Consider the following 26,834-nt stretch of genomic DNA (forward strand, 5'->3'; position numbering starts at 1 on the left):
TATAGGTGCATCCAAATAGTTGTGCCTGTTGTTGGCCAATAAAAAGTCCCTTCGGTAGCCGGATCATTTAACCACGATCAGCCAATAAAAACAAGATGTTGCTTGGTGCTTATATTGTCCATTCCATAGCTATTTAGATGCGTTTGTTCCGGGTGTAAGCGCGTCACAGGGGCCTCAGTCGCCCAGCAATGCTTTCAAACTTTCCAGCGTATCGGCTTCTTCTTTCGGCTTATCATGCCGCCAGCGCAGTATCCGCGGAAAACGCAGTGCGATCCCTGATTTATGACGGGTTGATTTGTTGATCCCTTCAAATCCTATTTCGAAAACCAGCTCGGGCTTTACCGTACGCACAGGGCCAAATTTTTCAATGGTGTTGCGTTTGATAAAATAATCTACCTTATTAATCTCGGCATCGGTAAGGCCCGAATAGGCTTTGGCAAAGGGTACCAGCTTATCGCCATCCCAAACGGCGAAGGTATAATCGGTATATAAATCGGCCCGCCTGCCATGTCCTTTTTGGGCATAAATCATCACGGCATCTACCGACAGCGGATCAATTTTCCATTTCCACCAATCGCCGCGGCGACGCCCAACCTGGTAAGCGGCGCTTTTGCGTTTCAGCATTACACCCTCGGCTATCATGGCGCGCGACTGTTGTCTTATAGCTCCCAGCTGCTCCCAGCTATCAAATTTGATCAACTCCGAAATCCGGAACAATTCGGCAAAGGGCGTTGCAGCCTGCAATGTTTCCAATATCGCCCGCCTTTCGCTTTGCGTTTTCGGGCGGATGTCCTCACCGTTATATTCCAGGCAGTCATAAGCTATAACCGCCACCGGGCTCTCTTCTAATATTTTTTTGCTCAGGTTTTTTCGGCCTATGCGGGTTTGCAACACGTTAAATGGCATGGGCAAACCGTTCTGAAAGCTCAGGATTTCGCCGTCTATCACCGTGCCATCGGGCAGAGCATTTAAAAAGGGATGCAGCTCGGGAAATTTTTCGGTCGCCAGGTCTTCGCCGCGGCTCCAGATAAAAATTTCGCCGCCCCGTTTTATCATTTGTGCACGTATGCCATCCCATTTCCACTCGGCCTGCCAGTCATCGGCCTGGCCAAGCGAGGCACCCACCTCATCAGGCGTTTTTTGCTTTTCGGAGGTCTCCTGTATGGGGTAGGCCAGGAAAAAAGGGTACGGCCTGGAAATGTTGGCCGCTGCGTCCTGTTCTTCCATCAACTGGGCAAACTGTAAGGTTTCGGGCATCCAGCTACCCATAATACGGTGGGTAAGTACGGGGGCTTCCAGCCCCGAGATATCGGCCAGTGCTTTGATAACCAAATTTTGCGATACGCCAACCCTAAAACTGCCGGTTAGCAACTTGTTAAACACAAAACGCTCCTGGCTATCCAGCATAGCCCAGGAATTTAGCAGCCACTCCTTTTTCTGTTCTTCGGTTTTATTGCCAAGCGCGTTTATCTCGGCTATCCATTCTGTAAGCGTCTTGTTGCTGCTCTCGTTACTTTGGGGCATCAACAGGGCCATGGTTTCCGCAAGGTCGCCTACTACGTGGTAGCTTTCTTCAAATAACCAGGCCGGGATGTTTGAGGCTTCAATAGCCCAGTTGCGCACCAGGGTGGAGTTAATTTGCCGTTTAGGTTTCCGGCCTGTAAAAAGCGCCAGCATGTGCATTTTATCGGTATCGGGCACAGCAGTAAAATATTCTTTTAAAACCTTAACCTTTTCGCCGGTTTTATTGGTTTCATCCAACGAGAGGAAGAGTTGGGCAAATGCTTTCATGGGTTAAGCCCCCCAAAAGCCTCACCTAAATCCTCTCCAAAGGAGAGGACTTTATTTGCAGGTTCAATATTATTTCCCTCGTCTTGATTTTCAAGCTCCCTCTCCTTTAGCGAGGGCTGGGCTGAGGCTTCTTCTTCCCCTCCATATAAGGTATGTACCTCATGCGCATCAAATCCTATCCCGTTTAAATACCTTGCAAAGGTGGCGGTGTAGCCGTGGGTTAAATAAACGCTTTCGCAGCCTGTGGCATCGATGGCACTGATGAGGCCATTCCAATCGGCATGGTCCGACAGAACAAATCCGCGGTCGGCAGCGCGGCGGCGTTTGGCACCGCGGATGGCCATCCATCCCGAGCAATACCCAAAACTATAAGGCTGGAACTTACGCATCCACGGCGTACCTACCGATGATGGCGGGGCGATGATGATACCTTTGCGTACCTCCTCTTTCACCGAATCGGCGGTGATGCGTTCTGTGGGGTTTAAAATTACACCATTACGCCGAAGGGCTTCGTTGGTGTTTTCAATTACGCCGTGGGTATAAACCGGGCCGTTAAATAAATCGAGGTTTTGCAGTATGCGCTGAGCTTTGCCAAGGGAGTATCCTACCAAAACTGTAGCCACGCCATTATGCAGGTTGCCTCGCCACCAATTGTTAATGTCGTCAAAAATCTGCGCCTGCGGTTTCCAGGTGTATACAGGCATGCCAAATGTGCATTCGGATATAAAGTGGTGGCACTGCACCGGCTCAAAGGGTGTAGAGATGCAATCGTCTTCAACCTTGTAATCGCCCGAAACCACCCAGACCTCGCCTTTATACTCTACCCTGATCTGCGCCGAACCGATGACGTGTCCGGCCGGGTATAGCGATATGGCAACACCGTTTTTCATAACCGTTTCGCCATACTCCACCGTTTGTAGTTGAATTTCGCCAAGCCTGTAAAACAACACCTCGCGGGATAAATGGTGGGCCAGGTAATGCTTATGGCCCACGTAAGCATGGTCGGCATGGGCGTGGGTTATTACAGCATCGTCAACCGGTTTCCATGGGTCAATATAAAAACGGCCCTGTGTGCAGTAAATGCCGCTATCTGTAAATTCAAGGAGTTGCTTTTTCGCCATGGTACATAGTAAACCGTTGTGGCCAAAATAAGTTTGTCACCGGCAAGCTTGATGAATGGCTGCCGGCGTACGGCTCATGCTATTCTATTGTCCAGGCAGCGATACCATATGCCGGGAGACTTACCGGCATCTTTCCCTCATCAACTCTCGGAACGTCTTTCCCTATAAATTGGCCTATCTTTTTACCCTGGGCGTAAGGCACATCTACTGTTGCCGCCTGATTTTTATCAGACAAGTTGACCACCACAATTGCCGCCTTATCGCCATCCTGCCTGATAAATGAAAATACCTGGTCGTTATTGTTTATTAATGTTTTATAGCTGCCCCTGGTAATTGCCCTGTTTGATTTACGCAAGCGGATCATCGCTTTGTAGTAGTTGAACAATGAGTTGGGATCTTTCCGTTCTTCTTCCAGCGAGATGCCATCGTTAGGTTTATCATCATTAAACTCGTCTTTATAAGGGCCGGTTTGTTTGTACCAATAGGCCATCCCTTTACCCTGGCCGGATGCATACCATTCAAAGGCCTGCCGCTCGGGAATTTCGTTGGCATCGGTGGCGCCAAATTTGGCGCTGGTGCCGGTCATGCCCAACTCCTGCCCGTAATAGATGGCCGGTACGCCGCCCATCAGCAGGTTAAGGGCGCAGCCCACTTTTAGCTTGGCCAGGTTGCCTTTTACTTCGGATGCAAAGCGCGGCACATCGTGGTTCTCTACAAAAACTACCTGTTCTTTGCCCGGTGGCAGCATGGCCAGTGTCGAATCGGCGTTGGCCATCAGTAAATCTTTCCTGAACAGGCGGATGGCAAAAGCCAGCCGTAAGCCAAACAGGCGGTCAACCCCTCCTTTTTGCAGGTATTCCAATCCTAAGCTAAACCAGTTGGCCTGCTCGGCCACAATTTTTATTTTAGGGTTAATAGCCCGCAGTTTGGTTAACAGCGGGTTCCAAAAAGTATCGAACAAGTGGGGCAAGGTTCCTTTATTATCCAGGTTATCCATCATATGATCTAACCGGAAACCATCAACACCATCATCAAACTTGCCATCCTTATCCGGATCAAGCCAGTAGCTAAACAGCTGGTAATTATACTCCTTTGATTTTGGGCTGTTTAAATTGGCCGTGGTAATTTTATGGGTTACGCCATCATAGCCCTTTAGTTCGGTAAGGCTGTACACTATGGTTGATGGTTTTTTATTTTCCTTATCATCCCACAAAATATAATCAGAAAACGGCGATTTGGGGTTGCCAAAAGCGCCTTTCCACCACTCAGAATCTTCGGTAACATACTGGGTTTCCATATCCATATAAAATTTCATGCCCCGTTTGTGCAACTCCCTTATCAGGGCCAGGTAGTCCTGTAGTGTACCGTACCTGGGGTCGATCTTTTTAAAATCGATAGCGAAGTAATTGTGATAATAAATGGATTCATAAAGCGGCGTACATAAAATGGATGTTACACCCAACTCCTGCAAATAATCCAGTTTTTGACGAATGCCATTCAGGTCGCCATGATTATCGCCATTGCTGTCGAAAAAACTGCGCTCAAAAATGTGATAAATGATTTCGTCATCGTCGCCCTTTTGCCCGGCCGGAAACGCAAATGAGGATAAGGTAAGACATATCAAGCCGGCGAAAACGATAGCTATTTTTATTTTCATGGTGTTATAACTGGCATGCAAAACAACAGAAACAAGTACCAATATACAATGAATAAATAGCATTTAAAATGGCACATTTTATCTGTAAAAAATTGCATTAATTGCCTATGCGAATCGCCTATACTTTACACAAGGATAATATAAGCCATTATTGAATATTTTACAGGAGCTTTGATCTTCCCGCTGCGCAAAACTCCTGCCTGGTGGCTATAATCATCCCCAAAATTGGCTTCAAAAAACAGCGAAACGTAAATAACTGATATTTAATTTATTGTAAAATAAATTAATGAAAATTATCATTTTTATGTCAATTAGGCTACTGCCTGCATACGATTTTTGATAATTTAAACGTTAATCTACTTTGCGGGCGTTCTTGCCTGCAAATAGTGATAAGGTTTAGGTTTAAAGTCCCCAAGCAGCGAGTGCAAGGGGACTTTTATTTTAGGGGGAATATCAATGGTAAACCTCCCTAATACTAAATATCGCTTTATTAATAGCCGTTGACGGTAACCACCTACTTTTGTTTTATTTTTTCATAAGTTAAATGTATATTTACTTTAATTAATTTAATTCTTATCACCATTTAAGCTATAATACCCAAACCTGTGTTTTCTATAAAATAGATATACCTTAATTCCACGCCTTAACTTTTTCACAATTCCATGTATAAATTTTTTTTACCTGCATTTATTGTTGCGTTGTTTTTTTCTGCGAAACTTAGTGCCCAGAAACCCAACATTACTTATCCGGTTATTCCATCGGTTTACCTTGGTAAAAGTATAACTCCTATTAAGGTGAGTAATACCGGTGGCGCTGTTCCCAACGCCATATTTCCCAAGGTGAGCAGTATTCTCCAATCATCTGCCACGGTTACAAACTTTGTAAGATTACCAACGGGGGATATATACGGTGTACTATATGGCTCTGTTGTTCATGTAAAACCAGATGGTACATTTTCAACGCTTGCCGGAAGTGGCACTTATGGCTATGCCGACGGAATGGGTGCTGCGGCAGCTTTTGGAGAAATTGGCGGTATTACCCACGATGCAGCCGGAAATATATTTGTAACTGAAGATAATTATCGCGACGGGCTAAACTCCAGGGTCAGGAAAATAACTCCGGATGGTTTGGTTACCACTTATGCACAGGGGCTCCGGGCTCCGCGCGGAATAGTAATTGATGCCAATGGGATAATTTACGTAGCCGAAAGTGCCGGAAGGATCATGAAAGTGGCCAAAGATGGCACGCTATCATTATTGGCCGGGGCTATTGGCAACGGCGCAAAAGATGGTTTAGGCTCCGCTGCGTCGTTCAACAATCCTGCCGGAATTGATATGGACAAAGCAGGCAATTTATACGTGGCCGATTATGCCAACAATATGATCAGGAAGGTTACGCCGGCGGGGCTTGTTACAACTATTGCCGGCTCAACAAAAAATGGCAGCGATGATGGGATTGGCGCCGCCGCCACATTTAACTATCCCGAATCAATAAAAATCGACTCCAAAGGCTATATTATTGTTGGAGACCTTGACGGTTTGCTGCGTAAAATAAGCCCGGCAGGCGAGGTTAACTCAATTCCCGCGCCTTACTATGAAGATAATGGCCAGGTTTCTTATCAAACATTTTTTAATAAAGTTGCAATTGATGAAAACGATAATATTATAATTTACTCGGGCAATGGTTTTAGTGGAAATGGCTTTTACAAGGTAAGCACAACAGGCTATAATGTTTCGCCGATTTTACCTGCCGGCCTGGTGTTAGGCGGCGACGGAACCATCAGCGGCACACCAACTGCACTTTATACCACCGGTAAATATAAAATTACAGCTTCCAACGCAACCGGAATGGCCTCCACGGTTATAAGCCTGGCTGTAATATTATCATCAGATCCGCCGGTCGTTAATTCGTTTAGCCCCGCCACGGGTTATCCGGGCACGGTCATAAGTATTACAGGTAATTTTTTTACCGGCACAACTGGCGTTACAATTGGTGGTAAGCCAGCCGATTTTTACGAAGTGTCGCCTACCAGTATTACCGCTTATGTGCCTACAGGCGCCTCTTCGGGCGAGATTAGTGTTACCACCCCAAGGGGGACGGCACACCTTACCGGATTTACCCTTATCCCCCCGCCTGTAATAACAGCTGTTTCGCCAACATCTGGCTGGAAAGGCAATAAAATAACCATTACAGGAACTGGCTTTTCAGATGCCAGCCAGGTTACATTCGGCGGTTATTATTCATTATTCAAGGTTATTTCGCCTACGCAAATAGAAGCAGTGCTAACCGACGGAGCATCCGGCGACGTTTACGTATCCGCCCCCAGCGGCGATGCCAGATTTTCGGGTTTTACTTATATTAATGCGCCGGTTATTGCTTCAATATCACCTTCCAGTGCAGGTGCAGGCACTACTGTAACTATTAACGGAAGTGACTTTAGCAATGCAACTTCGGTAAAGTTTGGCAGCGCTGCTGCTGCTTCATATACTGTTGTTTCGCCAACAAAAATTACCGCTGTTGTTGCATCCGGATCATCAGATGGAATTACTGTAAATACGCCCGCGGGTTATTCAAATTACTATAACTTTACCTTTATTCTTCCACCTGCTATAACACAAGTATCTCCTATAAAAGGGGGCAATAACTCTTCCATAACAATTTATGGTTCTAACCTTAGCGGGGCACAGGTAACTATAGGCGGTGTGCCGGCTTCAGTTGCTTATAATTACGGTTATATGCTAACTGCTAATGTAGGCGCCGGGGCTTCATCTGGTGATATTACCGTTGCAACTACCGGCGGCAACGCCACATATCCGGGTTTTGTTTGGGTACCAGCTCCGCATATTACTTCATTTTCGCCACAGACAGCAGGTATGGGCGATAAGGTTACCATCACAGGAACCGATTTGACAGAAGTGGACAATGTAACATTTGGCGATATAAACTGCACATTCACCGTTATATCTCCTACCACTATCGAAGCAAAAGTGGGGTATGGAGCATCAGGTGCTGTAGCTGTCAGATCCGAAGGCGGTTTTGCAAGCATAGCGGGCTTCACTCATACAGGTCCGGTAATTACATCCTTTTCGCCCGCTCATGCCGGAGTTGGCGAAACCGTAACTATAACCGGAAGTAACTTTACAAATACCACCGAAGTTGATTTTGGCGGTGTAAAGGCAACTTCTTTTACAGTTATTTCGCCTACACAAATAAGCGCGGTTGTAGGGAACGGAAGATCGGGTAATGTAACGGTGATAACACCATTGGGCAGTGCATTTCTTGCCGGTTTCAGCCACCCGGGCCCATCTATTTCATACTTTAATCCTACCTATGCCGGAGCGCTTACTACATCGCCTATAACAATAACCGGCAGCAATTTTACGGGCGCTACAGCCGTTAGTTTTGGAGGGCTACCGGCGGCATCCTTTACTGTTGTTTCGGCAACAACTATTACTGCAACGCCCGCGGCCACAACATCGGGCAATGTAATGGTAACAACTCCGTTAGGTACCGACAAAGCAGCAGGTTTTACATGGGTGCAAGCGCCTGCCATTACCTCGTTTTCGCCTTCTTCACAAAAAAGCGGTGGTACGGTAACTATTACCGGAACAAATTTTACCGGCGTAACCTCCGTTAAATTTGGCGGTGTACCCTCTTATTATTATGCATCTTCGCCTACAACTATAATAGCAACTGTTAATAGCGGTGCAAGTGGCGATATTTTTGTTGCTACCGCAGGTGGCACAGTTACTAAACCCGGTTTTACTTATACTTCGCCTGTAATTACATCCATAGCACCGGTAATTGCGGCAGCCGGGCAAACGGTTGTTATAACGGGTACAAATTTGGATGGCGTGCAATCTGTAAAATTCGGATATACCAACGCGGCATCTTTTACTATTGTTTCTTCCAAAGAAATTGATGCAGTAGTAGGCTCCGGGGCAAGCGGAACTATAAGTGTTTCGGGCACAGCCGGAGCAGCTTCAATTGATGGCTTTACTTACCTGGGGCCTCCCGTTATTTACTCGTTTACACCAACAATGGGCGGTGCTGGTACAGTTATAACTATCAATGGTGCAAACCTGACCAGCACATCTGAAATAAAAGTTGGCGAAATACCGGCAACCATTATTAAGGTTGATAATAATGTTGTTACCGCAAAAGTAGGTGCCGGCGCTACGGGTAAAGTTTGGCTAAAAACTATAGCGGGCACAGTGGAGTCTGATGGCTTTACCTGGTACCCGGCGCCAACTATCACATCGGCCAGTCCACTAAAAGCCAATGCACAAACAACAGTTACTATCAATGGTACAAATTTTACAGATATAACGGAGCTTAAATTTGGCTCCATGTATACCAATTTTACGATAGTTTCGCCAACTCAAATTACTGCGCAGCCATCTAACGGCGAATCGGGCGATATTACGCTTACAGGCCCTGGCGGTACGGCGGTATTACCTGGCTTTACCTTTATTCCGGCGCCGGTAATTGATTCGTTTACAAAAAGCGGCGAGGGAGCAAATGCTGTTGTAACAATCACGGGCAGTAATTTTACCGGCGTTACTGAAGTTAAATTCGGTGGAATTTCCGCGGCATCGTTCACCGTACTGTCATCAACCAGCATTTCGGCTAAACCTGGTTCGGGAGCTACAGGAGCAATCACCATAAAAGCAGCTGGCGGAAGCGGCACCAAACTTGGCTATTTATATGATAGCCCGCCTTCAATATCATCTTTTGCACCGGCTTTTGGCCCTATCGGAACAACATTGGCTATCGAAGGTGATAATTTTAACACAACACCCGAAAAAAACATCGTGTTCTTCGGGCCGGTTAAAGCAAAGGTTAAAAGCGCCACTAAAACGCACCTGGAGGTTACTGTACCAGCAGGGGCAAATGACTTAATAACGGTAGTTAATACTGATAAAAGATTATCTGCAAGTTCAAATTTGCCTTTTGTAGTTACAAGCAGCCTGGGGGCAACCAGCTTTTCAAATAGGCTCGATCTCAAGTTTAACTCGGGTTTCTCGGTTTTAGCCTGTAATGATTTTGATGGAGATGGTAACCCTGATTTATTAATAACAAAGGCAGATTCTATATATATACTTAAACACGGTTCTGATCCCATGCTATCCAAGTCGTCTTTTTTACAAAAAATTGTGCTTCAAAGTGAAAGGCAGGCCCTATCTGTTGCCATTGGTGATGTAGACGGAGACGGTAAAATTGATATTTTATACAGTACCACGCCCAGTATAATTCTTTTGCATAATACATCGTCAAACGGAAATGTTTCTTTTGAGGAAAAAGCATTGGAGAATTTAGAAGGCACAACCGGTAGCATGGTGCTTAGGGATATGAATAATGACGGGCGGCCTGACCTGGTGCTTTACGGCCCGTATGCCAGTTATTGCTACGCCAATACTACCACCGGATTAAATATTTCATTTGGCCCCATGATGGGGCTTCCAAATGTTTATTCGAGCGGTACCATCTCTACAGCGCTTGCAGACATTGACGGCGATAATAAGCCCGATCCTATTGGAGGAAGCTCTTACACAGGTATAACAATATTTGAAAATAATTCTGTCCCTGGTGATCTTTCAACTTCAGATTTCCCGACCACTTATTTTTTACACCAGGGATATTATTACACAGCATGGAATATGATCACTGCTGATTTTGACGGCGATAGTAAACCCGATATCGTTGAGGACGACTTTTCTGGTAACCAACTCCTTATTTCCAGGAATACCGCTACAAAGGGGATAATAAATGCTTCGTCGCTTGCTGAACCTAAAGCGTTTTCCAATTCATCCATGACCTATAACCTGAATGTTGCCGACATGAATGGCGATGGAAAAATTGACCTGTTAGGCTCATCAAACATAGGAGTTTATTACGAAAAGAACCAATCTGTAACGGGCAATATATCTTTGGCGGGCCCTGTGCCGCTTATAGCTGGCACATCAAATAACTCAGTGAATAACGTCAAAATAAATGACATGGATGGGGACGGTAGAATGGATATAATGTTGGTTAACATTGAAAACAGCACCCTTTCTATATATCACAATGGCCCTGCTGTGGTGCCACAAATTACAGCAGTTACTCCGTTAACGGCAAAGGCTGGTACAAAAATAACCATTACGGGAAAGCATTTTGATGGAACAACCGTAGTGAATTTTGGCGGCAAGGCGGCAAAATCATTTACAGTCGATTCATCTGAAAGTATTATTGCAATAGTTGGCGAAGGCGAAACCGGTGCTATTTCTATTCAAACCCCAAATGGTACCGCTTCGTTTCCCGGATTTGTTTTTGTGGCGGCGCCCACAATAACCTCGGCCGTAGCTGCTACCGATGGTAGTGGCACACTAATAATTAACGGAAGCTATTTTACAAACGCTACAAACGTAACCATTGCAGGTATTCCTGCTTCGTCTTTCACCGTAAATTCCGCTACTAAAATTACAGCCACTTTTCCGGGCATCAGTGGCGACCTAACCATAACTACACCCGGGGGTGTTGCAACGCTGGCTGCGGTAACTATTAAAACAAACCTGAACATCAATTTTCCAATGCCTGCAAACCATATTTACGGCGATGCAGACTTCCTTTTATCTGCCGTGAGTAATAACAATACAATTCCTGTTACTTTTGGTGTGGATAAGCCCGATGTTGTTACTATAACAAATGGCAAATTGCATATTCTTAAAGCCGGCACAGTTACTATTACAGCCTCACAAGCCGGCGATGCACTCAATAATGCCGCTGTTGATGTTAAACGGCAACTGATCATCAATAAAAAACCATTACAAGTAAAAGCCGTTGATCAAAGCCGCATATTCGGAACATCTAACCCTACTTTGACAATTGATTATGACGGCTTTATAGATGGCGAGAATAAAAGCTCACTTACAACATTACCTGTAATTAATACGCTGGCCACCAAGCAATCGCCCGCCGGTATTTATGACATTACGGTTGCGGGGGCCACTTCTGATAATTATGCCTTCACTTATATTAATGGCAAGCTAACCATAACTCCGGCTATAACCAATTTAAAATTAGCTGCCAACAGTGTAACCTGCAAAGGACAAAATAACGGTTCAATAAGCATTACTGCCGCGCAACCTGCAAGCTATACCGCTGTAGTTACAGGCAATAGTTTAAACAAAAGCTATAACTTCAGCAACAATACAAGTATCGATAACTTAAGTCCGGGTACCTATAATGTATGCGTTACCGATGCGGCGCTAATAAACAACAAGCAGTGTTTTGATCTCGTTATTACTGAGCCAAAAGATCTTGCGGTATATACCACGGTAAACAAAACTACCAATATGGTAAACGTAACCTTAGATGGTGGTTTATCTTATGAAATTAAGCTCAACGGAGTAAGTTATAAAACAAGCGATAATACAATTACACTGCCGTTAAGCAAGGGGAGTAACCGTTTAACGGTAAGTACAGATAAGCTTTGCCAGGGAATGGTGCAACAGATCATCGATATTTCGGGCATTACAATTCCGTATCCTAACCCTTTTCAGAATGTATTAAATATTAATATAGGAGAGGATGTGGTTAAAAAAGCTACTGTTAAAATCTACAGCTTAAATACAGGAGTGTTTAAATTATCAAAGGATTTTACCAATCAATCGGGAGTGATTAGCCTGGATGTTTCCATTTTAACCAGGGGCGTTTATTCTCTTAACTTAACTATCGACGGTAAAGAGTCGGTTTATAAAATTATAAAACAATGAGGCATGCTATATTCATTTTATTAGGTATCGTTTTTTTAACCGGATGTGGTAGCCATAAAGATAATACGCCGGCACCCGCCCCTGGCAAAACGGTTCTGTTGGCTCCCGCCCAGGACCAGGTTTGTACACAAGGAACGGTTGTTTCATCTACTCAAAGCACTGTTACCCTAAAGTGGACTGCTGCTGCGAATGCTGTAAATTATGAGGTAAATGTAAAGAACCTTGAGGATGGTACAATTATAACTCAAACAACAAGTAGCATACAGCTTGATGTCACCTTAAAAAGGAATACTCCATATTCCTGGTCTGTTACGGCAAAAGCAACCAATAGTGCAACAACAACCCAAAGCGATACCTGGAAATTTTATAATTCGGGTCCCGCTATCGTTAATTATGCGCCGTTCCCCGCCCAAATTGTGGCCCCGGCAATGGGACAAACAATAGAAGCGTTAAACGGAAAAATTACATTATCATGGAACGGCAGCGATGTAGACAACGATATAGTTACTTACGATGTTTACCTAAGCGATTCGGCATCACCGGCCTTATTACAAAGCAATGTTTCGGAAAATACGTTAAAGGACGTTTCCGTTTCTGCCGGAAAAACATATTACTGGAAGATAATTACCAGGGATTCGAAAGGAAACACATCAGATTCCGGTATTTATCTATTTATGACTAAATAGCCGGTCATACATTATAAGACCGTTAATGCTTCCATCTTTCAATGTGCACCGTTAAGGTTGGTACTTTTTCAACAAGGAGGGTAAGGAACCGGCTTTGAGATTATACATTGATTTTTACCAACATACTAATCCGAATAATCATAGCTATTAATGTCTTTTACGGCAAAAGCATATGAACAAATATATCCTCAGCTGCCCGCCATTTGTGAATTGTCCTTCGTTTTTTATTTCAAGACAATTAATGTTACCAATTTGCACATCAATAAATTATTTTGTGCCCCGGTGCAACGTTGTAAAATGGCCTGCGTCTATTAACCTGAAGCTTAACGCAATTGGAAGCAATATTTGTAGATAAACATTACAGCCTGGTACTGGAGTGCAAGCAGGGAAGCAAAAAAGCTTCCTATGAGCTCTATCGCCTGTATGCCAAAGCGATGTTGAACGTCGCCTTTAGGATAGTGGGCAATATTGGCGAGGCCGAGGATGTTTTGCAGGAAGCCTTCCTGGATGCTTTTAACAAGCTGAAGGATTTTAGGCAGGAAACCACCTTTGGGCTTTGGCTCAAACAAATAGTGGTAAACCGGTCTATAAATTTGCTCCGCAAACGAAAGCTGGAGCTTATTGAAATAGAGGGAGATCATCTGGAAAACATCCCCGATGAAGAGCCTGAGGATGAAGACGACGTACAATACCAGGTAGCACTGGTTAAAGAGACTATGAAACAATTACCGGATGGTTACCGGCTTGTGTTATCCCTTTACCTGCTGGAAGGTTACGATCACGAAGAAATAGGACAAATATTGAATATATCTGAAAACACATCAAGAACGCAGTTTTTGAGAGCTAAAAGAAAATTAATGGAAATTTTAAAAGGAAGAGGAAAAGTGTCATGAGCAAGCGATTTGAAGATTTCATGAAAAATAATCACGATGAATTTGACGAGATTGAGCCATCGGCAGATCTGTGGAGTAAAATAGAGGCACGTTTAGATACGCTGGATGCGCCAAAAAAGCGCGAAGCCAAAACTTTCTCGCTCACGTTCGTGCTAAAAATGGCCGCATCCATCATCGTGGTGATGGGTATAGGTTTCGGGGCATATCTCCAAAGCCAGAAAGGCGCAAAAAGCGTTGACCTGGCTGCTATTAACCCCGAATATGCCAAACAACAGGTGCATTATGCATCATTGGTTAAAACACAACTTAGCCAGCTTAAAACAGCATCAAAAGGCGACCCGCAGTTGTTTAAAGAGTTTACTGCTGAGATTGCCAAAATGGATTCGACCTATAAAAAACTAAATAGCGACTTAGCCACAAGCCCTAACCAGGAACGTGTTTTACGTGCAATGATCCGGAACTTGCAAATACAAACCGATGTGCTTAGTCAGCAATTAAATGTAATAGAGCAGTATAACGAGACTAATAAAGATCAAAAAGATGAAATCAAAAATATTTAAACCTTTCCTGTTTATGCTGATGGTTTTATTGACCATAGGCAACATCGGTTTTGCGCAACAAAAGCCAGCTAAACCCGCTAAGCCTGCCAAACCGGCCGCGGCAACCAAGCCAGCCCAAACGGCTGATGATGACGACGACGATTCGGATATGGATTCGAAGGATTATCAGCAAAAAATGAAAGACCTGCAGGCAAAAATGCATGATCTGCAGGCAAAAATGAACGCGCTTAGCAGGCAAAAGTTCAACAAAACCATGAAGCAGAACATGAAGCATTTTAGCAAAAGCTTTAAGGGGTATGATAAAACTTTCAAGTTTGACAGCTTAAAAGGTTTTGCCTATAAGTTTAACGACAGCATGCTAAACTTTGCTTATAAATTTGATACGCATATAGCCCCCATGATAGCCTATGGCTTTAAGGATTTTGATAAAAACTTCAATTTTAACTACAACATAGATGCTGACGATGATATCAAAGTACAGACCGGCGACGAAGTTGTAAAAACAAAAAGCTACAGCAAAAGCTACAGTGTTGATGCCAACGATATAATTAACATCGACAATAAATTTGGCAAAATAACCGTAAACACCTGGGCAAAAAACGAGGTAAAGGTTGACGTACAGATAAAAGTGACCACCAATGATGCCGAAAAAGCGCAAAAAATGCTGGATAACGTAAATATACAGGATAGTAAGGATGGCAACGGGGTTTACTTTAAAACCTCGATAAACTCCAATAACGATAACAACAGCTCGTGGGGTGGCATATTCAGAAGTGGTAATTCGGTACGGTCAATGGAAATAAACTATACGGTTTACATGCCTGCCAAAAACCCACTCACCATCAGTAATAAGTACGGCGCTACCGATTTGCCCGATCTTGGCGGCAAACTCATCATCAGCAACTCATATGGCAGCCTGGTGGCTAAGGCATTAAGCAACAACGGTAACCAAATAAGGGTAAAATACGGCAACGCCACCATTGGCAACTTAACCGGCAGCGACCTCGACGTTGCTTACGGCAGCTTAAGCCTGGGCGATTGCGATAAGCTTAATGCCAACCTAAGCTACAGTTCGGCAAAAATTGGCCGCATCAAAACATCTGGTAACATCAATGTTAAGTTTGGCGGCGGTATCAGTATTGAAGATGTAGACAAAAATCTGAAAGATCTTTCGGTACGGTCGTCATACTCCAGCATAAAACTTGGCCTGGGCGACAGCCAAAGCGCCGATTTTGATGTAACCGTACGTTACGGCAGCTTTAACTATGGCAACCACGATGTAAGCCTTACCAGCAAAAGCCCTGCCGATGGTGAGCGCGGCTTTAACCCCACCAAAAACTATAAAGGTCATTTTGGAAAAGGCGGCTCGGATAAAACCATCACCATTAATTCAACCTTTGGAAGTGTAAACTTTGATTAAGCGATAAATTCATCCTTTTACGCAAGCCCTTGCCCTAAAAAGCAGGGGTTTTGTTATTTTTGGGCTTAACCACATCGCGCACCTATGGATTTATCAATATTTGCCCAGGCCGAAACCTGGATCTCCCTGCTTACACTTACCGTTTTAGAGATTGTTTTAGGTATAGATAACATTGTTTTCATCTCGATATTATCAGATAAACTGCCTGCAAAACAGCAAAGCAAAGGCCGCCGGGTTGGTTTAGGCATGGCCATGATTACCCGGGTTTTGTTGTTGCTATCTATTAGCTGGGTGATGACGCTTACCGCGCCCCTGTTTAACCTGAGCCATTTGTTTAATATTACCGACCCTGATTGGGCCGAAAAACTGGCCATATCCGGCCGCGATCTGATCTTGATCATAGGCGGCCTGTTCCTGATATATAAAAGTACTGCCGAAATTCACCATAAAATTGAAGGTGAAGAAGAAAACAGCGAGACAGTAAAACCCCAGGGCTTTGTGGCTACCATTATCCAGATCATGTTGCTTGATATCGTTTTCTCTTTAGATTCTGTAATAACCGCCGTAGGTATGGCCAGCCACGTCGAGATCATGATCCTGGCGGTTATCATAGCCGTAGGCATCATGATGTGGGCATCAAACAGTGTATCGGGCTTTGTAAACAAACACCCTACGGTTAAAATGCTGGCACTATCTTTTTTACTGCTGATAGGCGTATCGCTGTTAGCCGAAGCCTTCGAGCAGCATATCCCCAAAGGGTACATTTACTTCGCGATGGCGTTCTCAGTTTTGGTGGAGTTATTGAATTTAAAAATGAAGGGGAATAGAGTCAAAAACCAAGAGTCAAGAATCAAGAAATAGACAGGGTTCATCTTCAGGCATACAAAACAAGTTTTTCTTCTGTCTTGATGCCAGACTCTTAACTCTTGATTCTCTCTCAAAATACCCGGCAAAGCAGCCCTTTCAAATACTCGCCTTCAGGGAAAGAAGCTCTTACCGGATGATCTTCCGGCTGATGGAACTGGTAAATGAATTGCACCTGTTTGCCGGCATCTAAGGCGGCCCAGGCTATTACCTGTTTAAACGTTTCCATATCCATAGCCCCCGAGCAGGAATAAGTGGCCAGCAGGCCGCCTTCGTTCAGTAACAGCATGCCCAATCGGTTCAGGTCTTTGTAAGCGCGTGAAGCTCTGGTTAGCGCCGAGCGGGATGGCGCGTATTTAGGCGGATCGAGCACGATAAGGTCAAACTTTTCGCCATCATCCCGGAATTTGCGCAATTGGGTGTTTACATCTGATTTGATGGCGTTATGTTTTTCTGCATCCAGCTTGTTAAGCAGGATGTTTTCTTTTAAGGTTTCAATGGCCAGGGCCGAGCTATCTACGCTGGTTACGGATGCAGCGCCATTTTTAAGGCTGTTTAGGGTAAAGCCACCGGTATAGCAAAAACAATCCAACACTTTTTTGTCTTTGGCATAAGTGGCAACTACGTGGCGGTTATCCCGCTGATCGCAATAAAACCCGGATTTCTGCCCTTCGGTGATATTGATGCCGTAAACCACATTGTTTTCCAGCACCTCCACAATTTCGGGTGGCGGGTTGCCTGCTAAAACTTTATTCTCGGTTTCGCCCATGCCCTCATGCGCCCGGGATGCTGCATCGCTTTTATCCGAGATGCTTTCGGGGTTCAGCAGCTTTTGCAATTGGTCAATAATTACCGGCATCATACGTTCCATACCTGATGTAAGCACCTGCACTGCCAAATGCCCGGCGTATTTATCAACTATAAGGCCCGGCAGGTAATCCGATTCGCTAAAAACCAGGCGGCAGGTATTGGTGCCATTTTCCAATACGTTGGCGCGGCTTTTAACAGCCATTGACAATTTGTTGCGAAACCAGTCGTCATTAATTTCCGCTGCCTCGTCCCATTCCAACAGGCGCAGCGCAACGCGCGATTGATCGTTATAAAAACCATAGGCCATAAATTCGCCTTTGGCATTAAGCAGGCGTACAACATCGCCGTTGGCCGGCTTACCCTTTACTTTATCAATAGCCCCCGAAAATACCCAGGGATGCCTTTGCACAACAGCTTTCTCTTTGCCTTTACTTAAAACAACGTCAATCATGGGTGCAAAGGTAGTAAATTAGTGAGTGGTTGATTAGGTTGGATTAAGTTGAGTAAGAGAAGTAGTTGCCAGGTCTATCGGTTCTCCAAAAATAAACCTCCTGCCTATCTATCCAACCCAATCAATTCAAGCTAACCTAATCAACTCAATCCAACTCAATCCAACCCAATCAACTTAATCCAACCTAATCAAACTCAATCAACCACTCACTCCATTAAACCATTCCCTTTTTTATTACTCCAATACAATATTTTCCAATTAAAAACATTTGGTATCTTAGTATCCGAAACATAAACATGAGAAAAATTTACCTATTGGTAGCTACCGTGCTATTGGCATGTTGTAGTTATAAAAGCTATGCCCAGGTGCCCCGCATTCCTGAGGCCAGTTCTACGCAAACCATTATCCAGGATTTTGGCCTGGGCAAAATAACTATTACCTACTCGCGCCCAAATGTTAAAGACCGTAAAATTTTTGGTGGCATCATCCCCTGGGGCGAAGTTTGGCGAACCGGTGCCAATGCCGCCACTGTAATTACTTTTTCTGAAAAGGTTTTGATTGAGGGCAATAGTGTGCCCGCAGGCAGTTATTCGCTTTTCAGTATCCCCGAAAAAAATGAGTGGACTATTATATTAAACAAGGTGGTTAAACAGTGGGGCGCTTATAGCTATAAACAATCAGAAGATTTTTTACGCTTTACCGTGAAACCCATGCGGGTAAGCGAAAAACGCGAAACCTTTACTATGGCCTTTGCCAATTCGACCACCAAATCATCTGACCTGTACCTGGTTTGGGACCACACTTCGGTTATGATTCATTTACAAACAGATGATGACGCCAAAATAACCGCCAATATTGACGAGCTGATGAAAGGCGACCGGAAGCCTTACTATTTTAACGCCATCCAATATTACTACGAAAACAACAAAGATGTTGATAAAGCTTTAGGCTGGGTTTACGAGGCCGAAAAAATTGAGCCTAAAGGCCCCTGGTATAAACTATGGGAATCGCGATTGCTATTACGCAAAGGCGATAAAGCAGGCGCTATTGCCGCCGCCGAAGCGGGTATAGCCCTATCTAAAGCCAGTAAAGATGATGAATACGAACGTTTAAATAAAGAAGCTCTGGATCACGCGAAGGATTAAGAGCCTCACCCAACCCTCTCCAAAGGACGGCTTTAAATAGCACATATAAAAGGCTTTTTGCTTGATGCAAAGAGCCTTTTTCTATTCCCCTCTCGAGAGGGGGCGCGCCGGAATTGTGCGGCTGCAGGGGTGTGTTCCGCGTTCCAGGTAGCAGATTTAGGTAGTCTCAGCAACAACCCTTTTTTCCCCAACCGCCCTATTCAACACAAGTCCTAAAATCATTACCAGGAAACAACCAATCGGGTTAAGCCACAGGTAAGCCACAGTTTTGGTTAGGCCTAAATATATAATGGTAGCTTCGCTGATGATAGCGGCAATAAATACAGCATTGCCGTTTATGCGTTTCATATAAAAGGCTACAACAAATACGCCCAGCACGGTACCATATATGTATGATCCCAACTGGTTTACCGCTTCGAGCAGGTTGCCCAGCTTGCTGGCATATAAAGCCATAATTACACAAACTACGCCCCAAAATACCGTTGCCAGGCGCGAAGCGTTCAGGTAGTTTCGGTCAGATGCGTCCTTGTTTATTGTGCGTTTATAAATGTCAACCACCGTGGTAGATGCCAGCGAGTTTAATGCGCTGGCGGTAGAGCCCATAGAAGCCAGGAATATAATGGCTATTAACAAACCCACCAATCCGCGCGGCAGGTATTGCTTTACAAAGGTAAGAAACACGTAGTTGGTATCATTATCGTCGGCGCCGGCGTTGCTTTTCTTCATCACGTCAATGGCTTGCTTCCTGATGTCTTTGGCTTGTTTGTCGGCATTTTTAAGGGCCGCCTGGGCCTGGTTTACCCGGTTGGCATCTTTACTGTCAAAAGCCTTAATCAGGTCGTTGGTTTTGGCTTTTCGCTGTTCAAAGGCCTCGGTATATTGCTGATCGAGCTGGTTGTATGCCGCCGCGTAGCTGCCTTTACGCACATTATCCACCTCGTAATTGTTAAAAAACATGGGCGGCCGGTTAAACTGGTAAAAAGCAAAAACCAGCACGCCAATCAGCAGGATCAAAAACTGCATCGGGATTTTGATCAACCCGTTCATAATCAACCCCAGGCGGCTTTGCCCAATAGAACTACCTGTAAGGTAGCGGCCAACCTGGCTTTGGTCGGTACCAAAGTATGATAGTTGTAAAAAGAAGCCCCCTATAAGTCCGCTCCAAACGTTGTAGCGGTTATCCCAATCAAACTTCCAGTCAATAACGTTCATGCGGCCAAGTTTGCCCGCCATTTTCAGGGCGTGCGTAAAGCCAACGCCTTGTGGCAGCAGGCTAACTACCAAGATTCCGGCTAAAAACATGCCCGCGAAAATGATACTCATCTGCAGTAGCTGGGTATATGATACCGCTTTACTGCCGCCGTAAACCGTGTAAAATATCACCAGGCCACCTATAAACAGTGTGGTATAAACGGTATTGATGTTTAATATGGTTGATAATATAATAGCCGGCGCGTAAATAGCCACCCCGGTTGATAAACTCCTCAATACCAAAAACAAGAACGATGTTAGCGCCCTTGTCTTCAAATCAAAACGCTGTTCCAGGAATTCATAAGCCGTATAAACCTTCAGCCGGCTAAACATGGGCACAAACGTAACGCAGAGCACGATCATGGCCAGCGGTAGCCCAAAATAGAACTGTACAAAGCGCATTCCATCAGAGTAGGCCTGGCCGGGAGCCGAAAGAAAGGTGATGGCGCTGGCCTGCGTGGCCATAACCGAAAAACCAACATGATACCAGGGCAACGAGCGGTTGCCCATTAAAAACTGGTCGATATTTTTATTATTACCGCTTTTCCAGATGCCGTAGGCAACTATGCCAAAAAGAGTAAGGGCTAAAACAATCCAGTCGGGTAAGCTCATTCAAAATATTTTGTAATGAGCCAAAATACAAAAACTAAAAAAACCAGCCATGCGGCTACGATGCCGTAAAACTGGTTCCAATTACTTATAAACGATGGTAAATCCGGATCAGATTTTTTCGCCACGGCCCCTAACCAAAACATTCAGGAAGAAAGCAGCAGTTAATAAACCCAATACCCCACCTACAACAATCCAGGTAAAACCTTTTTCAATTATTGCCCCAACAAACGCGCCCGATACCAGCGCTACCAGGTAGTATATATAATCCAGATTGTCTTTAACTTCTTCTTGGTGTTTCATATTTGCTTTGATATAACCCCACAAAAATAGGTGATTAATTGAATTTTAGCAACAGTTTATTTTGATATACATTAAGGCGTTAAAGCAAGGTGTAAAAAAGATTAATCTATTGGTTTATCCGCGCTTTGAATAATAAAACTTTCTTATTGATAACTTCGCCCGTTATTATCTGTAAATGCGACGCCCGCAGAGATAGGCTAAGGCACGACAACTTACAAAGGCTATATTGATAGATAAAACTGCCATTGGCTCTGTTTACATTTTTACAACCAAAATACTATCATTACTTAAAACATCCGAAACAATTTTGGGATTGATTTATTTGCAATAATTATGAAACTATTTATCCGGTCACTGCTGTTTGTTTTATTATCAGTAACGGTACCATTAACCTTATTTGCGCAGGCCAATTATCGCACCATAGCAAACTATAAAGTTTTTTACGGCTGGGCGCACCGCTTTCCACAGGATTGGATGATTATCCGGTCATTTGAAAACGAGGGAAAAAACTATTACCTGTTGGTAAATCCACAAACGTTGGAGACTAAAATTGAAGAACCCAATTTTTACCAGGTAAAGCCAATGAGCATACATGACGCGCGCTCATTTTTTAATAACACGCCATATATAAAGGCTTTGCGCAAGGCCGAAAAACAATCGGTAACCATTCAGGACGCAGGAATTGAAAGCGGCATTCCCAAAGAGAAAGGAATTAGTTTAACGGCTGATCTTTGCCCCTCTCACCGGGCATTGGATAAGCGCATTTTTACAGATATTTTTAACGGGTTCAACAAGGTGGAGCGGCCGGTACCGGTTGCTTTATCAATAACCGGTATCTGGATGCGCCAGCATCCGCAGGATTTGGAATGGCTTAAGCAAATGCAGGCCAAACATGAAATTTATATCACCTGGATAAACCACTCCTTTAACCATCGTGTAAGCCTGAAAGCGCCCCTTAAAGAAAATTTTTTATTGGAACCCGGCACCGATATCAGCTACGAAGTGCTGGAAACAGAAAAGGACATGCTCAAAAATGGACTGCTGCCATCAGCGTTTTTCCGGTTCCCTGGCCTGGTGTCTGATCAGCAATTGGTATACAAAATAACCGGTTTTGGGTTGATTCCTGTTGGTACGGATGCCTGGCTGGCCAAAGGACAGCAACCGCAGGCCGGCAGTATTGTACTTATACATGGTAACGGCAATGAACCAACCGGGGTAAATGATTTTATAAAGTTGCTGCAATTAAAAAGTCGTGCCATTGCTAACAAACAATGGCTGCTTTATGATCTTCGCGAGAGTGTGGATGAGGAATTTGAGGACACTCAAAAATAGCTTGTCGGTTCGTCTGGATCTGGTCATACTCGATGGGCAATGTGGGAATGCCCGCTGCCGCAAGACTTCAGCCTTGTGGCCCACATGCTAAGTTTACGCCATGCCTTTAGGAAAATCAACAATGTTTGTTGTTAACCTTAAGTTCTTATATTACTCTTTTGCTCTGTTTAAAAATACAAAATCCCGGATGCTCGTTTCTTCCGGGATTTGCATATTCATTACTTAGCATGGCATTTACCTATCAGCGGGCCACAAGGCTGGAGCCTTGCGGCAGCGAAAGGGGGAATTATATCAGTTAATTCGGGCAGGTTTTTAAACTCAGTTATATATTCTTAGAATGATTTTTACATGAGTAGATGTTTTTTTTCGTATAATGTGTTTCAAGTTTAACAAAGATTATGAAATAGTGCAACCAACTTTCATTAAAATTTTGGTAAGCACAGGAGGCTCGCACATATATTACTTTGCATGTCGATGACGGCGAAAATTATTGGGGCAGCAGAAAAACGCCTGGGCGGGCCGGGGAATTTCAAAAGCGATTCCCTCTCCTGCATATTTTTTGCCGTATGTTTAAATAATACCTGTTAATTTTATTGCACTAATAACAACACATGGCATTAACGCTTAAAAACTACGCAACCACGGTACCGGCAGAGCTACTACAGCAGGCGAAGAAAAATACAGTACGCGAATGTGATGAAACAGAAAAAGGTCACTTTGTAGCCTATGTGGATGACGGGGGCGACAGTTTTGATGTTTCGGTAACATTAAAGGCAGGCAACGAAATTACCCGGCACACCTGCGAATGCAAAAGCACGGCGGGTTTTTGCAGGCACAAGGCGGCTTTAATAACGCACATTGCCAACGGAAAAAAAGCAAAAGAGGTTGTTGTTAAGGTTGGTAAAAAGCAAAGCAAGGCAGAAGAGCTGCTGATTAACGCCGAACCCGATAGGCTGAAAGACTGGGTAAGGAGTGTTATTGCCAAAAACAAGGACCTGGAACTTTCGTTTGTGCATTATTTTTCGGTTAAAGAGCAGCCAACGCAAGCCGAGGTACAGAAAATAGTTAACGACGCGGTGAAGGCTGTTGTCGGTGGCAAAAGAACGATAGATGCGACACAATTAAAAAAGCTTGTTGAGCTTTGGGCTGACATGCTAACCCCGGTAGTGGAGCACTACCAGGACAACGTTACTGATGAAAAATCGTTCCTGAACTTTCACGCCTTATTGGAGGGCTGTATCGATTTCGGGTTTAAGGTTGAGTCGGGCAGTAATAAAATCTCCAAATTTATTGAGGAATGTTTACTAAGGTCTGTGGAGCCTGTTACCATGCTACAGGTTGAAGAAACCTGGGATAAAGCGGTTGGCTTTTTCATAAATCACGTCCCGGATGGCGTAAATAGGGTCAGGATGCATTACCTGGTGCACCTGCAAAATATCATGAAACTAAGCAGCCGGGAGCGGCAATTAAAGATAATTGATTGGCTGGCCCGGCAATTTGAAAAATGCACCCCGGATACACTGATGAATGGCACCTTGTATAGCAAGTTTATTTTTGCGATGGTAAATGAGCATGACCTGTTTGCCAGGTATGGCCGTATGTTTAAACCAATCCGTTTTGATAATGAATATAACCGGGAGCTTCTGGAGTTGTTAATTGAACACAAGGAGTTAACACTGGCAAAAGAATACTGCCTTGAACAAATTAAATACAATTTCAGGGACGAATACAACGTACTATACTGGACTTTTTTAAGAGAGTTGTATTTAATTGAAAATGACGAGGAAAATTTGGCTAAAATATTGGCATTGCTTTTCCCTTTTTCGTTCAACTTTGATGATTATTTGTTCATTTCGAAAAGGCTGCCCGAAGAAGAACGAAAAAAATGGCGCACCAAAATGTTAACCAGGGCGCGGAGCATATCGGCTCCCTATAAAAAAAACGCGATGGTATTTTATTTTAAGCTGGCTGATGCCGATAAAGCATACCGTAAAATGATTGACTATATTGAGCACGACACGCCATACAACTTCATATTAGAATACTTTGAACCAATGGCGCTTACCGACAAAAACCGGCTCATGGAGGCTATAATCCGTAAACATGACGATTCTGGCTGGGGCAAAAAGAGCGAAAAAGATACAGGCTACTTCCCTGAATTGTATCAGCTGATTTCAAAGCATTACACAGCAGACTATTTAAAAATGGTGATTAAAAACTCCGAGAAGTCGCGATATTTTATACCTAATAAGCTAATAAGTTATATTAAAGAGCAGGTATACTCATAGTTGATGGGGGAGCACCCGCGTTTTGTAAAGCAGGTGTTCGGGATATTGATATTGCCGGGCCGATGTTACTTCTGTATTTCATATAGATCATTGTAGAAATACTTTGCGCCTTAAAGGTACAAGCGCCTAAAACGTTTTAAAACTATTGGTTTTGGCATCCTGCTTGGTATTCAATGAATAAAACAAACTCAAAACGTTAATAAGTTGATTGCCGTTTTTTATGTTGAACAATTGGTCGTTTTTAAAGTTTTTACCTACCGAATAAGATGCTGCAATTTGATCTGTGATTTTGTAGGTAAGTTCAAACCCATATTTATTGTCCCATGCTTTTTTGGCCGCGGTATACGTTACCCCATTCACCACCAGTTGGGGCAGGTTGTTTGAACTTCGCCGCAACACTCCCCATAATGAGACGGTAAATTTTTGCAGGGCATCTGTCGCATAGTTGACCCTGAAAATCCCATCGAAATTATTGGCTGCACTTACAGAATCGGTTTTAAACGTGCGGACGTAACGCAAGGCTGCCGTACCGTCAAGGTGCCAGCTTTTAACAATATCGAAAGAATAATCTGACCATATAGCCACGTTTGAGTATCTTGAATAATTGAATTTATTGGTAGGGAATGCAATTGACAAAGCGCCGCTTACCTCCCAGTTGCTGGATTGCCGCAGGGCAGATGTTATGGAGTCTGTAGCTGCTTTGCCTATGGGTTTGTTCACTATGGTAAAATAAGCTGCCAGTACTTTACCAATATCCGCTTTTTTTGATGCCAGGCTTTGGCCGCTCATGCCCTTGAGTGATTGTTGCAAAGTGTCTGACATGATTTTCAGTATTTGCGGCGCTTGGGTTTTCCATATTCCCGGCGGTGGTGTTTTTAAGCTGTCCAGGATGTTGTTCAGCAGGTCATCAACCGTTGCGGCCTTATTTGTAAGGATATAGAAAGTGAAATCATTTTGAAATGCCAGCAAGTTATTTTGAATGGCAGAAAGGTAAGCTTTCAATTCTGCCTGTACCTTATTCCTCTTTTTTAGTCCTGTGAGTATGGGTATCCGAAAACCAAACCCCATGCTTTGTGCCGAATCCTTACCGTAAGGCGCTTTTGCCGAGGCGAAGGACACCGAAAGGTTACGAAGGCTGAATCCGCTCTGATTAAGATAATCTTTATAGGTAAATTTAGGGTGATTGGAAAGCCAGTATGGCTTAAATTCCAATGCAAAATTTTTGAGCAAACCAGTGGAGCCATCACCAGAACTTAAACTTTGGTAGGCAGCAGCCTGGAGCGCGCTCCAGGTATTAGGTTTTGAAATTTCGGTGGGGTTTGTACCCAAAATGGTAAATGCCGGTGCCGACGAGGGTACTATAGACGAAACATCCTGCTCCTGGGCAAACAACCGGCCGAAGACAAATATTAAAACAAAAAGTACTAAAATTTTTCGTTTCATGCTTCTGAAAATGTAAGGGTTGTATCAAAAATCAGGCTTTCATTGGCACCCGGCACAGCTACAGAATCGCCTGCTTTCATATCGTCTGTAAGGTCATCCGTTGTACCAAGTGTTTTATCGGTAACATAATAGGTGATTATCACAGAATCGGTATCGGGGTTAATTTCCAGTACGTTTGAAATGACATCGACGCTTTTATCTTTAATATCGCTGCCTTTGCCGATAACAGCGTTAAATACCTCGGGTTTATAAATCTGGCCTTCAAAATTTTTAAATGTTGTTGCGCCTGCCTGCCCGTTACCTATCAATACGTGCAGGTAATAATTGGAATCAATAGCTATCGTGATATCAATCTCTTTAGGAATGTAGTTGGATGCCATAACGATAAGAGTTTTAAGTTGTACCAATGTAGCAAATATTCCCTTAAGAAGTAAAAAAAGTTTTATTCCATCA

17 protein-coding genes are annotated in these 26,834 nt (G+C 43.9%); 9 read left to right on the forward strand and 8 right to left on the reverse strand.

Annotation, left to right across the window (positions count from 1 at the left end; genetic code table 11):
* Nucleotides 1-174: 174 nt before the first annotated feature.
* The 3 genes from PQ469_RS30430 to PQ469_RS30440 all read right to left on the reverse strand — a co-directional run bounded on the left by PQ469_RS30430 (nt 175) and on the right by PQ469_RS30440 (nt 4,569).
* On the reverse strand, nt 175-1,791 hold the full coding sequence (locus tag PQ469_RS30430) for an ATP-dependent DNA ligase (RefSeq protein WP_274211005.1): 1,617 nt from the start codon (nt 1,789-1,791) through the stop codon (nt 175-177).
* The gene (locus tag PQ469_RS30435) at nt 1,788-2,912 is read right to left on the reverse strand and encodes a ligase-associated DNA damage response exonuclease (protein ID WP_274211006.1); all 1,125 of its coding nucleotides are present in this window, start codon (nt 2,910-2,912) and stop codon (nt 1,788-1,790) included. Before PQ469_RS30435 ends, PQ469_RS30430 begins: the two co-directional genes overlap by 4 nt.
* 79 nt (nt 2,913-2,991) lie before the next feature.
* Nucleotides 2,992-4,569, reverse strand: a complete 1,578-nt coding sequence (locus tag PQ469_RS30440) for an alpha-amylase family glycosyl hydrolase (protein WP_274211007.1) — start codon at nt 4,567-4,569, stop codon at nt 2,992-2,994.
* 662 nt (nt 4,570-5,231) lie between these two features.
* Between PQ469_RS30440 and PQ469_RS30445 the strand changes: the two genes are divergently transcribed.
* The 6 genes from PQ469_RS30445 to PQ469_RS30470 all read left to right on the forward strand — a co-directional run bounded on the left by PQ469_RS30445 (nt 5,232) and on the right by PQ469_RS30470 (nt 16,746).
* Nucleotides 5,232-12,326 carry an IPT/TIG domain-containing protein gene (locus PQ469_RS30445; protein ID WP_274211008.1) on the forward strand — a complete coding sequence of 2,365 codons (7,095 nt, stop codon included), beginning with the start codon at nt 5,232-5,234 and terminating at the stop codon, nt 12,324-12,326.
* Nucleotides 12,323-13,012 carry a fibronectin type III domain-containing protein gene (locus PQ469_RS30450; protein WP_274211009.1) on the forward strand — a complete coding sequence of 230 codons (690 nt, stop codon included), beginning with the start codon at nt 12,323-12,325 and terminating at the stop codon, nt 13,010-13,012. Before PQ469_RS30445 ends, PQ469_RS30450 begins: the two co-directional genes overlap by 4 nt.
* A 332-nt stretch (nt 13,013-13,344) precedes the next feature.
* Nucleotides 13,345-13,905, forward strand: a complete 561-nt coding sequence (locus tag PQ469_RS30455) for an RNA polymerase sigma factor (protein WP_090652170.1) — start codon at nt 13,345-13,347, stop codon at nt 13,903-13,905.
* Nucleotides 13,902-14,465, forward strand: a complete 564-nt coding sequence (locus tag PQ469_RS30460; protein WP_274211010.1) for a hypothetical protein — start codon at nt 13,902-13,904, stop codon at nt 14,463-14,465. Before PQ469_RS30455 ends, PQ469_RS30460 begins: the two co-directional genes overlap by 4 nt.
* On the forward strand, nt 14,446-15,885 hold the full coding sequence (locus PQ469_RS30465) for a DUF4097 family beta strand repeat-containing protein (RefSeq protein WP_274211011.1): 1,440 nt from the start codon (nt 14,446-14,448) through the stop codon (nt 15,883-15,885). The genes PQ469_RS30460 and PQ469_RS30465 overlap by 20 nt, the downstream gene beginning before the upstream one ends.
* A gap of 84 nt (nt 15,886-15,969) precedes the next feature.
* On the forward strand, nt 15,970-16,746 hold the full coding sequence (locus tag PQ469_RS30470; RefSeq protein WP_090652167.1) for a TerC family protein: 777 nt from the start codon (nt 15,970-15,972) through the stop codon (nt 16,744-16,746).
* Between the two features lie 76 nt (nt 16,747-16,822).
* Here the strand turns inward: PQ469_RS30470 and PQ469_RS30475 are convergent, their stop codons facing one another.
* Nucleotides 16,823-18,010, reverse strand: a complete 1,188-nt coding sequence (locus PQ469_RS30475; protein WP_274211012.1) for a class I SAM-dependent rRNA methyltransferase — start codon at nt 18,008-18,010, stop codon at nt 16,823-16,825.
* A 296-nt stretch (nt 18,011-18,306) separates the two neighbouring features.
* On the opposite strand from PQ469_RS30475, the gene PQ469_RS30480 reads away from it, so the two are divergent.
* A complete protein-coding gene (locus PQ469_RS30480; protein ID WP_090652165.1) occupies nt 18,307-19,155 on the forward strand; it encodes a DUF2911 domain-containing protein in 849 nt (282 codons plus the stop codon).
* A gap of 156 nt (nt 19,156-19,311) precedes the next feature.
* Here the strand turns inward: PQ469_RS30480 and PQ469_RS30485 are convergent, their stop codons facing one another.
* Both PQ469_RS30485 and PQ469_RS30490 read right to left on the reverse strand, forming a co-directional pair.
* A complete protein-coding gene (locus PQ469_RS30485; RefSeq protein WP_274211013.1) occupies nt 19,312-21,018 on the reverse strand; it encodes a sodium:solute symporter family protein in 1,707 nt (568 codons plus the stop codon).
* 108 nt (nt 21,019-21,126) lie between these two features.
* Entirely contained in the window at nt 21,127-21,318 is a 192-nt protein-coding gene (locus tag PQ469_RS30490; RefSeq protein WP_090652163.1) for a hypothetical protein, read from the reverse strand.
* 333 nt (nt 21,319-21,651) lie between these two features.
* Here PQ469_RS30490 and PQ469_RS30495 point away from each other — a divergent pair, with 333 nt between their 5' ends.
* Both PQ469_RS30495 and PQ469_RS30500 read left to right on the forward strand, forming a co-directional pair.
* Nucleotides 21,652-22,650 carry a polysaccharide deacetylase family protein gene (locus PQ469_RS30495; protein WP_274211014.1) on the forward strand — a complete coding sequence of 333 codons (999 nt, stop codon included), beginning with the start codon at nt 21,652-21,654 and terminating at the stop codon, nt 22,648-22,650.
* 611 nt (nt 22,651-23,261) lie between these two features.
* Nucleotides 23,262-24,938: a protein kinase family protein gene (locus tag PQ469_RS30500; RefSeq protein ID WP_274211015.1), complete on the forward strand. Its 1,677-nt coding sequence runs from the start codon at nt 23,262-23,264 to the stop codon at nt 24,936-24,938.
* A gap of 126 nt (nt 24,939-25,064) precedes the next feature.
* On the opposite strand, the gene PQ469_RS30505 is transcribed toward PQ469_RS30500, so the two are convergent.
* Complete coding sequence (locus PQ469_RS30505; protein ID WP_274211016.1) at nt 25,065-26,381, reverse strand: hypothetical protein; 1,317 nt, start codon at nt 26,379-26,381, stop codon at nt 25,065-25,067.
* Nucleotides 26,378-26,761 carry a hypothetical protein gene (locus PQ469_RS30510; RefSeq protein ID WP_274211017.1) on the reverse strand — a complete coding sequence of 128 codons (384 nt, stop codon included), beginning with the start codon at nt 26,759-26,761 and terminating at the stop codon, nt 26,378-26,380. Before PQ469_RS30510 ends, PQ469_RS30505 begins: the two co-directional genes overlap by 4 nt.
* Nucleotides 26,762-26,834: the final 73 nt, after the last annotated feature.

The organism is Mucilaginibacter sp. KACC 22773 (assembly GCF_028736215.1).
GTDB lineage: Bacteria > Bacteroidota > Bacteroidia > Sphingobacteriales > Sphingobacteriaceae > Mucilaginibacter.

Coding starts and splice junctions, on each gene's coding strand:
- PQ469_RS30500 (WP_274211015.1), top strand. CDS start 23,262: ATGGCATTAACGCTTAAAAACTACGCAACCACGGTACCGGCAGAGCTA.
- PQ469_RS30445 (WP_274211008.1), top strand. CDS start 5,232: ATGTATAAATTTTTTTTACCTGCATTTATTGTTGCGTTGTTTTTTTCT.
- PQ469_RS30510 (WP_274211017.1), bottom strand. CDS start 26,761: ATGGCATCCAACTACATTCCTAAAGAGATTGATATCACGATAGCTATT.
- PQ469_RS30485 (WP_274211013.1), bottom strand. CDS start 21,018: ATGAGCTTACCCGACTGGATTGTTTTAGCCCTTACTCTTTTTGGCATA.
- PQ469_RS30460 (WP_274211010.1), top strand. CDS start 13,902: ATGAGCAAGCGATTTGAAGATTTCATGAAAAATAATCACGATGAATTT.
- PQ469_RS30470 (WP_090652167.1), top strand. CDS start 15,970: ATGGATTTATCAATATTTGCCCAGGCCGAAACCTGGATCTCCCTGCTT.
- PQ469_RS30465 (WP_274211011.1), top strand. CDS start 14,446: ATGAAATCAAAAATATTTAAACCTTTCCTGTTTATGCTGATGGTTTTA.
- PQ469_RS30450 (WP_274211009.1), top strand. CDS start 12,323: ATGAGGCATGCTATATTCATTTTATTAGGTATCGTTTTTTTAACCGGA.
- PQ469_RS30490 (WP_090652163.1), bottom strand. CDS start 21,318: ATGAAACACCAAGAAGAAGTTAAAGACAATCTGGATTATATATACTAC.
- PQ469_RS30440 (WP_274211007.1), bottom strand. CDS start 4,569: ATGAAAATAAAAATAGCTATCGTTTTCGCCGGCTTGATATGTCTTACC.
- PQ469_RS30435 (WP_274211006.1), bottom strand. CDS start 2,912: ATGGCGAAAAAGCAACTCCTTGAATTTACAGATAGCGGCATTTACTGC.
- PQ469_RS30505 (WP_274211016.1), bottom strand. CDS start 26,381: ATGAAACGAAAAATTTTAGTACTTTTTGTTTTAATATTTGTCTTCGGC.
- PQ469_RS30495 (WP_274211014.1), top strand. CDS start 21,652: ATGAAACTATTTATCCGGTCACTGCTGTTTGTTTTATTATCAGTAACG.
- PQ469_RS30480 (WP_090652165.1), top strand. CDS start 18,307: ATGAGAAAAATTTACCTATTGGTAGCTACCGTGCTATTGGCATGTTGT.
- PQ469_RS30475 (WP_274211012.1), bottom strand. CDS start 18,010: ATGATTGACGTTGTTTTAAGTAAAGGCAAAGAGAAAGCTGTTGTGCAA.
- PQ469_RS30430 (WP_274211005.1), bottom strand. CDS start 1,791: ATGAAAGCATTTGCCCAACTCTTCCTCTCGTTGGATGAAACCAATAAA.